This is a genomic window from Rhodovulum strictum (genome assembly GCF_009649175.1).
In the GTDB taxonomy this organism is placed as follows: Bacteria; Pseudomonadota; Alphaproteobacteria; order Rhodobacterales; family Rhodobacteraceae; genus Rhodovulum; species Rhodovulum strictum.
Map to the genome: position 1 here is coordinate 1 of NZ_WJPO01000027.1, position 14,098 is coordinate 14,098.

Annotated in this window: 9 protein-coding genes and 1 tRNA gene; 7 read left to right on the forward strand and 3 right to left on the reverse strand. The window is 67.5% G+C overall.

Annotation, left to right across the window (positions count from 1 at the left end):
- Nucleotides 1-98 precede the first annotated feature (98 nt).
- A tRNA-Leu gene (locus GH815_RS14760) sits at nucleotides 99-185 on the reverse strand.
- Nucleotides 186-322: 137 nt separating this feature from the next.
- Here GH815_RS14760 and GH815_RS14765 point away from each other — a divergent pair.
- Nucleotides 323-1,309 carry a complex I NDUFA9 subunit family protein gene (locus GH815_RS14765; protein WP_153749534.1) on the forward strand — a complete coding sequence of 329 codons (987 nt, stop codon included), beginning with the start codon at nucleotides 323-325 and terminating at the stop codon, nucleotides 1,307-1,309.
- Here the strand turns inward: GH815_RS14765 and GH815_RS14770 are convergent.
- Complete coding sequence (locus tag GH815_RS14770; protein WP_153749535.1) at nucleotides 1,306-2,109, reverse strand: undecaprenyl-diphosphate phosphatase; 804 nt, start codon at nucleotides 2,107-2,109, stop codon at nucleotides 1,306-1,308. The genes GH815_RS14765 and GH815_RS14770 overlap by 4 nt on opposite strands.
- A gap of 225 nt (nucleotides 2,110-2,334) precedes the next feature.
- Here GH815_RS14770 and GH815_RS14775 point away from each other — a divergent pair, with 225 nt between their 5' ends.
- The 5 genes from GH815_RS14775 (at nucleotide 2,335) to queG (ending at nucleotide 11,036) form a co-directional block, all read left to right on the forward strand.
- Nucleotides 2,335-3,768, forward strand: a complete 1,434-nt coding sequence (locus tag GH815_RS14775) for an NAD(P)-dependent oxidoreductase (protein ID WP_153749536.1) — start codon at nucleotides 2,335-2,337, stop codon at nucleotides 3,766-3,768.
- A gap of 136 nt (nucleotides 3,769-3,904) precedes the next feature.
- On the forward strand, nucleotides 3,905-8,443 hold the full coding sequence (gltB, locus tag GH815_RS14780; protein ID WP_153749537.1) for a glutamate synthase large subunit: 4,539 nt from the start codon (nucleotides 3,905-3,907) through the stop codon (nucleotides 8,441-8,443).
- Nucleotides 8,444-8,541: 98 nt separating this feature from the next.
- On the forward strand, nucleotides 8,542-9,276 hold the full coding sequence (mtgA, locus tag GH815_RS14785) for a monofunctional biosynthetic peptidoglycan transglycosylase (protein ID WP_153749538.1): 735 nt from the start codon (nucleotides 8,542-8,544) through the stop codon (nucleotides 9,274-9,276).
- Between the two features lie 54 nt (nucleotides 9,277-9,330).
- A complete protein-coding gene (fzlA, locus tag GH815_RS14790) occupies nucleotides 9,331-9,996 on the forward strand; it encodes an FtsZ-binding protein FzlA (protein WP_153749539.1) in 666 nt (221 codons plus the stop codon).
- Nucleotides 9,993-11,036, forward strand: coding sequence for a tRNA epoxyqueuosine(34) reductase QueG (gene queG, locus GH815_RS14795; protein ID WP_153749540.1), 1,044 nt, complete (start codon nucleotides 9,993-9,995; stop codon nucleotides 11,034-11,036). The genes fzlA and queG overlap by 4 nt, the downstream gene beginning before the upstream one ends.
- On the opposite strand, the gene qhpG is transcribed toward queG, so the two are convergent.
- Entirely contained in the window at nucleotides 11,030-12,322 is a 1,293-nt protein-coding gene (qhpG, locus tag GH815_RS14800) for a flavin-dependent monooxygenase QhpG (RefSeq protein ID WP_246176469.1), read from the reverse strand. The genes queG and qhpG overlap by 7 nt on opposite strands.
- Nucleotides 12,323-12,543: 221 nt before the next feature.
- Between qhpG and peaA the strand changes: the two genes are divergently transcribed.
- Nucleotides 12,544-14,094: a quinohemoprotein amine dehydrogenase subunit alpha gene (peaA, locus tag GH815_RS14805; RefSeq protein ID WP_153749541.1), complete on the forward strand. Its 1,551-nt coding sequence runs from the start codon at nucleotides 12,544-12,546 to the stop codon at nucleotides 14,092-14,094.
- The last annotated feature ends 4 nt before the right edge of the window (nucleotides 14,095-14,098 follow it).

A 14,098-nucleotide genomic window follows, 5' to 3' on the forward strand; every position in this document is an offset into this window, starting at 1 on the left:
AATGCCCAATGTGGACCTCCCGTGGACCCGAATGTGGACCCGAGGAGGCAGCTATCGGCCTGTTTGCCTTGAGAAATAGGGGGATGACAAGGGTGTAGTGGTGCCCAGGAGAGGACTCGAACCTCCACGGCCGTTAAGCCACTGGTACCTGAAACCAGCGCGTCTACCAATTCCGCCACCTGGGCAGGTGTCGTGAGGCGGTCAATTACAGAGCGTCGCGGGTGGTGTCAACGGCGATTCTTGCATCTTCTGCACCGCGCCTTGCGGGACCGGGTTCGGCCCTATATTCGGGGCAGGGCCACAATCTGCGAGGAGGCATGCGATGGCGCGGCTGGTGACCGTTTTCGGGGGCTCGGGCTTTGTCGGGCGCTATGTCGCACGGCGCATGGCGGAACAGGGCTGGCGGGTCCGCGTGGCGGTGCGCCGCCCGAACGAGGCGCTGTTCGTGCGCACCTATGGCGCGGTGGGCCAGGTAGAGCCGGTGCTGTGCAATATCCGCGAGCCCGCCTCGGTCGCCAGCGCCTTGCAGGGGGCGGACGCGGCAGTGAACTGCGTCGGCATCCTGAACGAGGTCGGACGCAACACCTTCGGGCTGGTGCAGCATCACGGTGCGCGCCATATCGCCGAGGAGGCCGCGAAGGCATGGGTCGGGCGTCTGGTGCATGTCTCGGCGATCGGGGCCGATCCGGCGGCGCAAAGCGCCTATGCCCAGACCAAGGGCGAAGGCGAAGGGGCGGTGCGCGCGGCCTTTCCGGCGGCGGTGATCCTGCGCCCCTCGGTCGTGTTCGGACCGGAGGATCAGTTCTTCAACCGCTTCGCCTCGATGGCGCGGTTCGCGCCGGTGCTGCCGGTGACGGGCGGCAACACGCGGTTCCAGCCGGTCTACGTGGACGATGTGGCGCAGGCCGTGGCGCTGGGTGTCACCGGCAAGGCCGCGCCCGGCATCTACGAGTTGGGCGGCCCCGAGGCGCGGACCTTTGCCGAACTGATGGAAAGCATGCTGGACATCATCGGTCGGCCGAACCGCCTCGTGCTGAACCTGCCGCTCTTTGCCTCGGCCGCGATGGGCACGGCCTTCGATCTGTTGCAGCGGCTGTCGCTGGGGGTCTTCACCAATTCGATCCTGACCCGCGATCAGGTGGTCAATCTCGCGCTTGACAATGTGGTGCGCGAGGGCGCGGCGGGCTTTGCCGAGCTGGGCATCGCGCCGGTCGCGATGGAGGCGGTGCTGCCGGAATACCTGTGGCGTTACCGGCCCGCGGGGCAGTTCTATGGCATCCGCGAGGCGGCAAAGGGGATGCGCCCCTAGCTGTAGGCGACGCCCAGCAGCACGAGGCCAAGCACCACCCGGTAGATCACATAGGGCGTGAAGCTGATCGACCGGGCCAGCCGCATCATCACCGCCAGCGCCGCCAGCGCCGAGACAAAGGCAAGCCCCGCAGCCAAGGCACCGTCGCGCGCCATGGCAAGGTCGGCCTCGACGATCACCTTGCCGCCCATCAGCACGCCCGAGGCCGCGATGGTCGGGATCGACATAAGCATCGACAGCCGGGCCGCGTCGGGCCGGTCATAGCCCAGCGCCCGCGCCCCGGTGATCGTGATGCCCGAACGCGAGGTGCCCGGCAGCAGCGCGATCACCTGCCACAGGCCCATGATCGCGGCATGTTTCAGCGTCCATTGCGGTGCCTTGCGGATGCGCGGCGCGCGGGTGTCGACCCACCACAGCAGGATGCCGAAGACCAGCATCGTCCAGCCGATCAGGACGATACTGCGCAGCATTTCCTCGGCGCCTGCCAGCTTGATGATCGTGCCCGCGATCACGACAGGGATGGTGGCAACGATCAGGCAGAGTGCAAGAAAGGCGCCGGGCGTGTCGATCCGCCCGCGCACGAGCCGCCCGAACCCGGCAAGGGCCAGCGCCACATCCTTGCGGAAATAGAGGATCACCGCGCCCAGCGTGCCGACATGCACCGCGACGTCGATCACGAGGCCCTGGTCGGGCTGGCCGGTCAGATAGGGCAGCAGGATCAGGTGGCCCGAGGACGAGATCGGCAGGAACTCGGTGATGCCCTGGATCACGGCGATAAGGAATAGGTTGAAAAGTTCCATGGCACCCCGCCCGGTTCGGAATCGGCGCCAGCATACGGGCTGGGACTCGAATGGGAAGCGGCGCCATAGGTCATAATGAATGACCTTAAATTGCGGCCATAGGGGCATTCCGCGGCCACTTGCCGGAAGATAATTCCGAATGGGTCATAATTTCTGACTTTTAATTGCGACGGAACGCCCGTATAGAGGCGTCCGAAACCGGATCCGTGCCGCAGGGAGCCAGCCATGTCGAAGCGCCAGATGCTTCAATTCGTCAGCACCGCCAAGGAGATGCCCCAGAAGCGGGACGCAGACTCGCGCGCGCATGATTTCGACGAAATCTATGCCGAGTTCGCCGCCGAGAAGGCCGCAGAACAGGCCAGCCGGTGCAGCCAATGCGGCGTGCCCTACTGCCAGACCCATTGCCCGCTGCACAACAACATCCCCGACTGGCTGCGCCTGACCGCCGAGGGGCGGTTGCAGGAAGCCTATGAACTGAGCCAGGCAACCAACACCTTCCCCGAGATCTGCGGCCGCATCTGCCCGCAGGACCGGCTGTGCGAAGGCAATTGCGTGATCGAGCAGTCGGGCCACGGCACCGTGACCATCGGCGCGGTCGAGAAATACATCACCGATACCGCCTGGGAAAACGGCTGGGTTCCGGCCATCGCGCCCGCGGCGGAACGGCCCGAAAGCGTCGGCATCATCGGCGCGGGGCCGGGCGGGCTGGCGGCGGCGGATGTGCTGCGCCGCGCTGGGGTGCAGGTCACGGTCTATGACCGCCATGACCGCGCGGGCGGGCTGCTGACCTATGGCATTCCTGGCTTCAAGCTGGAAAAGGACGTGGTGATGCGCCGCGTCGCGCAACTGGAACAGGGCGGGGTCGAGTTCGTCCTGAACTGCAATGTGGGCGTGGATATCAGTTTCGACGCGATCCGCGGCAAGCATGACGCGGTGCTGATCGCCACCGGCGTCTACCGCTCGCGCGGGATGCAGGCGCCGGGCGTTGGGGCGGCGGGGATCGTGCGCGCCATCGACTATCTGACCGCCTCGAACCGGGTGGGGTTCGGCGACAGCGTGGCCGAATACGACTCGGGCGAGTTGAACGCGAACGGCAAGCGCGTGGTGGTGATCGGCGGCGGCGACACGGCGATGGATTGCGTGCGCACGGCGATCCGGCAGGGCGCGCAATCGGTGAAATGCCTCTATCGCCGCGACCGCGCGAACATGCCGGGCAGCCAGCGCGAAGTGCAGAATGCCGAGGAAGAAGGCGTCGAATTCGTCTGGCTGACCGCGCCCAGGGGCTTTGCCGGCGAGCCGGTCGAGGGCGTGATGGTGCAGCGGATGCGCCTGGGCCAGCCCGATGCCACCGGCCGCCAGAGCCCCGAGGTGATCGAGGGTGCGGATTATGTCGAACCGGCCGATCTGGTGGTGATGGCGCTGGGCTTCGAGCCCGAGGATCTGCCGACGCTCTGGGGCGAGGCGGCGCTGGAAGTGACCCGCTGGGGCACGATCAAGGCCGATTTCCGCAGCCACGAAACCAGCCTGCCGGGCGTGTTCGCGGTGGGCGACATCGTGCGCGGGGCCAGTCTGGTCGTGTGGGCGATCCGCGACGGGCGCGAGGCGGCGGACAGCATTCTGACCTATCTGAACCAGCCCGCGCAGGTCGCGGCGGAGTAACGGCGCAGGGGGCGTTTGCGCAGCAGACGGACAGATCGGGACGCGACCGCAGTTCCCCCGGCCCGTTCGCCGACGCCCCGACCAGTGACACAGGAATAGGGCATATGCCCTGACCCATCAGAGAAGGGTTCCGACCATGACGAAATTCGATGCCGAATGGGTGGCCCGCGAGGAAGCCCGGCGCGCCTTTGTCGCCGAGCACGGGCTTTACCGCCTCGATGACGAGCACGCCTCTTGCGGGGTCGGGCTGGTCGTTGCCATCGACGGCAAGCCCTCGCGCAAGGTCGTGGAAAACGGGATCGACGCGCTCAAGGCGGTCTGGCACCGCGGCGCGGTCGATGCCGATGGCAAGACCGGCGACGGCGCGGGCATCCATGTGCAGATCCCGGTGCCCTTCTTCTATGACCAGATCCGGCGCACCGGGCACGAACCGCATCCCGACCGGCTGATCGCGGTCGGTCAGGTCTTTCTGCCGCGAACCGATTTCTCGGCGCAGGAGGTCTGCCGGACCATCGTCGAGACCGAAGTCCTGCGGATGGGCTATCACATCTATGGCTGGCGCCATGTCCCGGTGAATACCGAGGTTCTGGGCGAAAAGGCCAATGCCACAAGGCCCGAGATCGAACAGATCCTGATCTCGAACGCAAAGGGCGTGGACGAGGAGACGTTCGAGCGCGAGCTTTACGTCATCCGCCGCCGGATCGAAAAGGCCGCCGCCGCGGCGCAGGTGCCGGGGCTTTACCTGTGCTCGCTGTCCTGCCGGTCCGTGATCTACAAGGGCATGATGCTGGCCGAACAGGTGGCCGAGTTCTATCCCGACCTGCTGGATCCGCGTTTCGAAAGCGCCTTTGCGATCTATCACCAGCGCTATTCGACCAACACCTTCCCGCAATGGTGGCTGGCCCAGCCGTTCCGCATGCTGGCCCATAACGGCGAGATCAACACGCTGAAGGGCAACCTGAACTGGCTGAAAAGCCACGAGATCCGGATGGCGTCGTCCGCCTTTGGCGATCTGGCCGAGGACATCAAGCCGATCGTGGCGCTGGGGTCTTCGGATTCGGCGGCGCTGGATTCCGTGTTCGAGGTGCTGGTCCGCGCCGGGCGCAACGCCCCGATGGCCAAGACCATGCTGGTGCCCGAAGCCTGGTCGCAGGCGGCGGTCGAACTGCCCAAGCCCTGGCGCGACATGTATGCCTATGTGAACTCGGTGATGGAGCCCTGGGACGGCCCCGCGGCGCTGGCCATGACCGATGGCCGCTGGGTCTGCGGCGGGCTGGATCGCAACGGGCTGCGGCCGATGCGCTATGTCGTCACCGGCGACGGGCTTCTGATCGCGGGCTCGGAAATCGGGATGGTGCCGACCGACGAGTCCAGCGTGCGCGAAAAGGGCGCGCTGGGTCCGGGCCAGATGATCGCAGTCGACATGCGCGAGGGGCGGCTGTTCCATGACAGCGAACTGAAGGATCTGCTGGCCGCCAGCCAGCCCTTCGGCGACTGGCTGGAAAAGGTGCACGAGCTGGACGATACGCTGTCGGGCCTGGAGGAAGCGCCGCTGTTCGAGGGGGGCGAGCTGCGCAAGCGCCAGATCGCGGCCGGCTTCACCATCGAGGAGATCGAGACGATCCTTGCGCCGATGGCCGAGGACGGCAAGGAAGCCGTGGCCTCGATGGGCGACGACACGCCGTCGGCGGTGCTGTCCGAGAAGTACCGCCCACTCAGCCATTTCTTCCGCCAGAACTTCAGCCAGGTGACGAACCCGCCGATCGACAGCCTGCGGGAATACCGGGTGATGAGCCTGAAGACGCGGTTCGGCAATCTCAAGAACGTGCTGGACGAGGATGGCAGCCAGACCCGGATCATCGTTCTGGAAAGCCCGTTCCTGGGCAATGCCCAGTTCGCGGCGATCGCGGCGCAGTTCACCTCGCCCATGACCGAGATCGACTGCACCTTCCCGGCGGGCGCGGGGCCCGATGCGCTGCGCGAGGCGCTGGTGCGGATCCGGGCCGAGGCGGAGGACGCGGTGCGCTCGGGCGCTGGCCATCTGGTGCTGACCGACCAGCACCAGAACGAGGACCGGGTGCCGATGCCGATGATCCTGGCCACCAGCGCGGTGCATAGCTGGCTGACGCGTAAGGGGCTGCGGACTTTTACCTCGGTCAATGTGCGTTCGGCCGAATGCATCGACCCGCATTATTTCGCGGTGCTGATCGGCTGCGGCGCGACCACGGTCAACGCCTATCTGGCCGAGGACACGCTGGCCGACCGGATCCGGCGGGGCCTGCTGGATTGCACGCTAAGCGAAGCGGTGGCGCATTATCGCAAGGCCATCGACCTTGGCCTGCTCAAGATCATGTCCAAGATGGGCATTTCGGTGATCTCGTCCTATCGCGGCGGGCTGAACTTCGAGGCGGTGGGGCTGTCGCGCGCGATGTGCGCCGAATATTTCCCCGGCATGCACAGCCGGATCTCGGGGATCGGGGTTTCGGGCATCCAGCGCAAGCTGGAAGAGGTGCACCGCCAAGGCTGGCGCGGGGGCAGCGACGTGCTGCCCGTGGGCGGGTTCTACAAGGCGCGGCGCTCGGGCGAGAAACACGCCTGGGAGGCCAAGACCATGGCCCTGTTGCAGAAAGCCTGCGACAGCGCATCCTTCGAGATCTGGAAGCAGTTCTCGGCCGCGATGCGGGCCAATCCGCCGATCCATCTGCGCGACCTGCTGGACATCAAGCCGCTGGGCAAGCCGGTGCCGATCGAGGAGGTGGAATCGATCACCTCGATCCGCAAGCGGTTCGTGACGCCGGGCATGTCGCTGGGCGCGCTGTCGCCCGAGGCGCACAAGACGCTGAACGTCGCGATGAACCGGATCGGAGCCAAGTCCGACAGTGGCGAGGGCGGCGAGGATCCGGCGCATTTCCACCCCGAACCGAACGGGGACAACCCGTCGGCCAAGATCAAGCAGGTGGCTTCCGGCCGCTTCGGGGTGACGGCGGAATACCTGAACCATTGCGAGGAACTGGAAATCAAGGTCGCGCAGGGCGCCAAGCCCGGCGAGGGCGGCCAGTTGCCGGGCATGAAGGTCACCGAACTGATCGCGCGGCTGCGCCATTCGACCAAGGGCGTCACGCTCATCAGCCCGCCGCCGCATCACGACATCTATTCCATCGAGGATCTGGCGCAGCTCATCTATGATCTGAAACAGATCAACCCGCGCGCCAAGGTCTGCGTCAAGCTGGTGGCGTCTTCGGGTGTGGGCACCATCGCGGCGGGCGTGGCCAAGGCCAAGGCCGATGTTATCCTGATCTCGGGCCATAATGGCGGCACCGGGGCCAGCCCGGCGACCAGCATCAAATATGCGGGCCTGCCCTGGGAAATGGGCCTGACCGAGGCGCATCAGGTTCTGACCATGAACAACCTGCGCGAGCGGGTGACGCTGCGCACCGATGGCGGGCTGCGCACCGGGCGCGATATCGTGATGGCGGCGATGATGGGGGCCGAGGAATACGGCATCGGCACCGCGGCGCTGATCGCGATGGGCTGCATCATGGTGCGGCAATGCCAGTCGAACACCTGCCCGGTGGGGGTCTGCACGCAGGATCCCAAGCTGCGGGCCAAGTTCACCGGCAATGCCGACAAGGTGGTGAACCTGATCACCTTCTACGCCCAGGAAGTGCGCGAGATCCTGGCCCAGATCGGCGCGCGGTCTCTGGAGGACGTGATCGGGCGGGCGGATCTGCTGACCCAGATCAGCCGCGGTTCGGCGCATCTGGACGATCTGGACCTGAACCCGCTCTTGATCCAGGTCGATCCCTCGGACCGGCCGCAGCTTGACCGGTCGCGGCCGCGCAATGCGGTGCCCGACACGCTGGACGCCGAGATCCTGCGCGATGCGCATCGCTTCTTCGAGGATGGCGAGAAGATGCAGGTGAGCTATGCGGTGCGAAACACGCATCGCAGCATCGGCACGCGGGTATCGAGCCATATCGTCACGAAATTCGGGATGCGCAACAAGCTGCAACCCGATCACCTGACGGTGAAGCTGGCGGGCAGCGCGGGCCAGTCGCTGGGCGCGTTCGGTGCGCCGGGGCTCAAGATCATCGTGGCGGGCGATGCCAACGATTATGTCGGCAAGGGGCTGTCGGGGGCGACCATCGTCGTGCGCCCGCCGCATTACACCCCGCTGGACGCATCCGAGAACACGATCATCGGCAACACGGTGCTTTACGGGGCGACGGACGGCTATCTGTTCGCGCTGGGCCGGGCCGGTGAACGGTTCGCGGTGCGCAACTCGGGCGCCAAGGTCGTGGTCGAGGGCTGCGGCTCGAACGGTTGCGAATACATGACCGGCGGCGTCGCGGTGATCCTGGGCCGGATCGGGGCCAATTTCGGCGCCGGGATGACCGGCGGCATGGCCTATCTCTACGATCCCGAAGGGACGGCCGGCGACCTGATGAACATGGAGACGCTGGTCACCTGCGGCGTCACCGTCCAGCATTGGGAAACCCAGTTGAAGGGCCTGATCACCCGCCATGCCGAGGAAACCGGCAGCCGCAAGGCGCGCGAGATCCTCGACAACTGGGATCTGGAAAAGGGCAACTTCCTGCAAGTCTGCCCGCGCGAGATGCTGCCGCACCTCACCCACCCGCTGGGCATCGAGGAACGCGCGGTTCCGGCGGAATAGGGTCTGATCCGGCCTGAAACCGGCCCCCGCGGCAGCGCCCGCGGGGGTCTTGCTTTTCCGGCGATGGTCAAGCGGGCCGCACTGGGCTATCAGGCGCCATGGCACGGCGAAGGACGTCGAAGAAGGTAAACCGCAAGGCGGGCGGCGGGCGGCGCTGGCTGCCTGCGCTGCCGCGCGTGCGCCTGTCGGCGGGCCGGGTGCTGGGCGGCCTTGTCCTGCTGATCGCGCTGGCGGTGGTTGCACCGGCCTGGCTGAACCCGCCGACCACCTGGACCATGTGGTCCGAAACGCGGCGGCTGGGCAAGATCGAGCATCGCTGGGTCCCGATTTCGCAGGTGGCACCGGCGGCGCGCCGGGCCATCGTGGCGGCGGAGGATGCGAATTTCTGCCTGCATTGGGGGTTCGACATGCGCGCGATCCGCGGCGCGCTGGAGGCGGGCGGGCGCTATGGCGGCTCGACGATCAGCCAGCAGACGGTCAAGAATGTCTATCTTTGGCAGGGCCGAAGCTGGCCGCGCAAGGCGCTGGAGGCGGTGCTGACCCCGATGGTGGAACTGACCTGGTCCAAGCGCCGCATCCTCGAAGTCTATCTGAACGTGGCCGAGTTCGGCGAAGGCATCTTCGGCATCGACGCCGCCGCGCGCCATTATTTCGGGGTCGCACCGGCCAGGCTGACCCCGGCCCAGTCTGCCGCGCTCGCCGTGATGCTGCCCGCCCCCAGGGCGCGCAACGCCACGAAACTGACGCCGACGCAGCAACGCCGTGCCGCGCGCATCTCGGACGGGGCGGCAACGATCCGCGTCGATGGTCGGGCGGCGTGCTTCCAGAGTTGAAAATCCGGGCCTGACGGGGCAAGAGGGGCGGCAGGTCAACTTCCGGTCGTGCCCATGAACCGTCTCTATCACGTGCCCCTGTCGCCCTTTTGCCGCAAGGTCCGCCTGGTGCTGGCCGAAAAGCGGATCGAGGTCGAACTGATCGAGGAACGCTATTGGGAGCGCGAGGCCGATTTCATGCGCCGCAACCCGGCGGGCAAGGTGCCGGTGCTGCGGATGGACGGGCGCGTGATGTCCGAAAGCCAGGCGATCTGCGAGTATCTGGACGAGGTCTATCCCGAACCCCGTCTGCTGCCCGGCACCCCCGCCGAGCGCTGCGAGGCGCGACGGCTGTGCTTCTGGTTCGACGACAAGTTCCATGCCGAGGTGACCTCGAAGCTCCTGTACGAGCGGGTCAACAAGAAGGTGATGGGCCAAGGCTATCCCGAAAGCCGCGCGGTCAAGGCGGGCTCGCAGGCGATCAAGTTCCATCTCGACTACATGGGCTGGCTGCTGGATCAGCGGCGCTGGCTGGCGGGCGACGTGATGACGCTGGCCGATTTCGCGGCTGCCGCGCATCTGTCGAGCCTCGACTACATCTCGGATGTGGACTGGAACCGGAACGCGGTGGTCAAGGACTGGTATGCCAAGATCAAGTCGCGCCCTGCCTTCCGCAATATCCTGGCGGATCAGGTGCCGGGCTTTCCGCCGCCCCGGCACTACGCCAATCTCGACTTTTGAGCGGGGCGCTCAAGGACCGGCTGGCAGCGCAGGCCCGCGCCGAGGGCTTTGCCGCAATGGGGGTCTGCCGCCCCGATGCGATCCCGCAGGCCCCCGCTCGGCTGGCCGCCTTCGTCGAACGGGGCTGGCACGGTCAGATGGCGTGGATGGCCGAGCGGATGGGCTGGCGCGGCAACCCCGCGGCGCTGTGGCCCGAGGCGCGGTCGGTGGTGATGCTGGCCGAGCCCTATACGCCCGCCCATGACCCGCTGGCGGTGCTGGCGCGGCCCGATCGCGGCGCGATCTCGGTCTATGCGCAGAACCGCGATTACCATGACGTGCTGAAGGCGCGGCTGAAGCGGCTGGGACGCTGGCTGCTGGATCAGGTGCCGGGCGAGGCGATCAAGGTCTTTGTCGATACCGCGCCGGTGATGGAAAAGCCGCTGGCGCAGGCGGCGGGGCTGGGCTGGCAGGGCAAGCATACGAACCTCTTGGGCCAGGGTCTGGGCAACTGGTTCTTTCTGGGCGCGATCTTCACCACGGTCGAGTTGCCGCCCGACGCGCCGGGGGCCGAGCATTGCGGGTCTTGCACCGCCTGTCTGGACGCCTGCCCCACGGGCGCCTTTCCAGCGCCCTTTCAACTGGATGCGCGGCGCTGCATTTCCTATCTGACCATCGAGCACAAGGGACCGGTGGACGAGGGCCTGCGGCCGCTGATGGGCAACCGGATCTATGGCTGCGACGATTGTCTGGGGGTGTGCCCCTGGAACAAGTTCGCGGTGGCCGCGCGCGAGGTGAAATATGCCGCGCGCCCCGACCTGATCGCACCGAAGCTGGCCGATCTGGCGGGGCTGAACGATGCGGGGTTCCGGGCGCTGTTCTCGGGCTCGCCGATCAAGCGGATCGGGCGGGATCGCTTCGTGCGCAATGTCTGCTATGCCATCGGCAATTCGGGTGACAAGACACTGATCGGGCCGGTGCAGAGACTGGTTTCCGACCCCGACCCCACTGTGGCCGAGGCTGCGCGCTGGGCTGTGGCGCGGCTGTCGCGGGCTCAGTAGGGCGGCGACGCCTCTTGCCGCAGGAGGTCGGGCAGATGTTCGGCCATCTGGCCCCAGCGGGCAACAAGATCGGTCAGCGGAACGCGATCCTCAAGCGCCCGCCAGGCATCCGCCGCGGGGATCGTGCCGAACCAGGCGATGCCGCCGGGCGTGGCAGGGGTACGCAGGATCTCGCGTTCCTCAAGCAGGTTGTCCGCCACCACCACGGCACGGTCGATGCGAAAGCCCGCGCCGGGCGGGTGCAACGGCAGATCGTCGGGAAAATCGCGGCGGCGCGCCCAGAAGGGCGCTGTGGCATGCTCTGCGATCTGGCGGGCGAATTCGCGGCCGACCCGGGCCTGATGAAAGAAGGTCTCGCTTTGCCGGTCCGACAGGAAACGCCGCGCCAGCGCCTCGGTCTCGGGGCCGGGACGGGCGGCCAGACTGCGGCGCACCGCAGTCGCGGCCAGCGCACCCGAAACCGCCCAGAACTGGCCATGCCCGGACAGGGGATCGCCCGCGGCGGCCGCGTCGCCGATGGGCAGAACGCTGAGATCGTCGGTAAAGGGCGGCAGCGCAGGGGCGCAATCGCGGATCACCAATGGCCCTTCGGGGGTCAGGGTCGGCAGCGGTGTCGCCTTTGCGGCGGCAGCAATGGCAGCGGCAAAGCGGTCGTCGGGCGAGCCGTCGGATTGCGCATCGGTGACGAACTGCACCCAGGCGCGATCCGGCCAGCCCTGCGCAATCCAGAGCCAGCCTTGCGCGACGGGCACCACCGTGACGGTACGCGCAGCCCTCCCCTCGGCTGTCACCCAGCCCGAGATCGACAGCGTGGCGGGCGCGCGGCGCATGTCGCGAACGCCTGCATGGGCCTTGCGCCCGCGCGCGTCGAAAACCCGCGTTGCGGCAAGCAGTTCGCCCCCGGTCAGCAGCACGGTCGCGCCCTCGGGGCCAACCGCCTCGACCCGCCCCGTGGACGGGATCAGCCGCGCGCCTGCGGTCACGGCCGCCTGCCGCAGATGGTCGTCCAGCGCGGGACGGTGGACGATCCATTCGGCATTGCCGGTCGCGGGCAACCCGGCCCAATGGCTGACGCGCGACAGCGGGCCGACCAGCCCGGCAAACCCAGCCAGCAGCCCCTGCCCCTCCAGCCAGCGATAAAGCCGCGGGCTCATCCCCTCGATCCGGTCTTCGGCGGCACAGGGGTCGATCAGCACCACGTCCAGCCCGTCACGCGCGGCCAGCCAGGCGGCAACCGCACCGGCTGGCCCGCCGCCCAGCACGATCAGGTCATGGGGCTTCGTCATCCTGTTCCCTCGCTGCCCGTTTTCCCATCACAGGCGCCGGCAGCCTGGGCAGAGCATAGCCCAAATGCGGCCTCTTGGCGCTCCCGGCCTGCATCGGGAGCGAGGTTGTCCGGAAATGTCAAGAAATACAGGCGTGTTTGGCAAAGACTTGACCGACGCGGCAAAGCGCCGCGCGACGCAACGTGCGCGATACCGAACACCGCAACAGGGAAACGCCACCGATGAGCCGAATCGCCCCCGCCCTCTGGACCACCTGCGCCGCGCTGGCACTCGCGCTGCCTGCCCATGCGATGGAGCCGCAGGACATTCTGGACCGCGTCTGCACCACCTGTCACGCGCCGCGCGCCGATGGCAGCCTGCCGCGCATCGACGATGGCCGCCGCACGCCCGAAGGCTGGGACATGACGCTGGTGCGGATGATGCGCAATCACGGGGTCCGGATGACCGGCGAGGAACGCGCGACGATGGTGCGCCATCTGGCCGACACGCGCGGGCTGTCGGTCGCGGAAACCGAGGGCTGGCGCTACATCCTGGAACAGGAGCCGGTGGCGGTGGACGAGGCGCCGAACCAGGACATGGCCGAGATGTGCGCACGCTGCCATTCCTTTGCCCGGGTCGCGGTGCAGCGGCGCACGCGCGAGGATTGGGCGCACATGATCCATTTCCATCTGGGCCAGTTCCCGACGCTGGAATACCAGGCACTGGCGCGGGACCGCGACTGGTGGGGCATCGCGATGGGCGATGTGCTGGATTTCCTGGCCGAGAACTATGGCTATGGCGAGCGCGTGGCGTCATTGGCCGCCGATCTGTCGGGCGCCTGGACCGTGGCCGGGCGGATGCCGGGGCGGGGCGATTATGCCGGGACCATGCATGTGATGGCCGAGGGCACGGACTATGAGGTGCATCTGGATCTGGGCTTTGCCGATGGCAGCCACGCGCATTTCGACGGGCGGGGGCTGGTCTATGGCGCGGGCGAGTGGCGCGCGACGCTGTCCGATGGCGAGACCGAGATCCGGCAGGTGATGGCGCTGGGCGCGGATGGGGCGCTGTCGGGGCGCTGGTTCGATGCCGAAAGCGACGTGATCGGGGCGCGGATGCTGGCCGCGCGCGAGGATGGGACGCCGCGCATCCTGGGCGTGAGTCCGGGCCATCTGCGGCTGGGCGAGGCGGCCGAGATCACGCTGACCGGCGTGGGGCTGTCGGGCGCGCCGGTGCTGCCCGAAGGCGTCAGCGCCGAGCTGGTTTCGGAAAGCGCAACGCAGGTCGTGCTGCGCGTGACGGCGGCGGCGGAGGCGGCGGTGGGGCCTGTCACGCTTGGGCTGGGGGATCTGGCCGCGCCGCTGGTTCTGTATGACCGGCTGGACCGGATCGCGGTGGTGCCCGAGGTCACGATCTCGCGCGTGGGCGGCAATGACGGGCCGATTGCCAAGGTGCCCGCGCAGTTCGAGGTGGTGGGCTATCTGAACGGTCCCGATGGCGCGCCGGGCACCGAGGATGACATCCTCGTGGGCCATTTCCCCGCCGACTGGAGCACCGAGGATTTCGACGAGGTGGCCGCGGCGATGGAGGATGCGCGCTTTGCGGGCGTGATCGACGGCGCGGGGCGGTTCACGCCGGGCGATGCGGGGCCGAACCCGGAACGGCCGATGACGACGAACAATGCGGGGAATCTGTGGGTGGTGGCCCGGCTTGAACAGGCGGGCGAGGTGCTGGAAGGGCGCGCGCAACTCTTTGCGACGGTCCAGCGTTTCGTCGATCCGCCGATAAGGTGAGCGC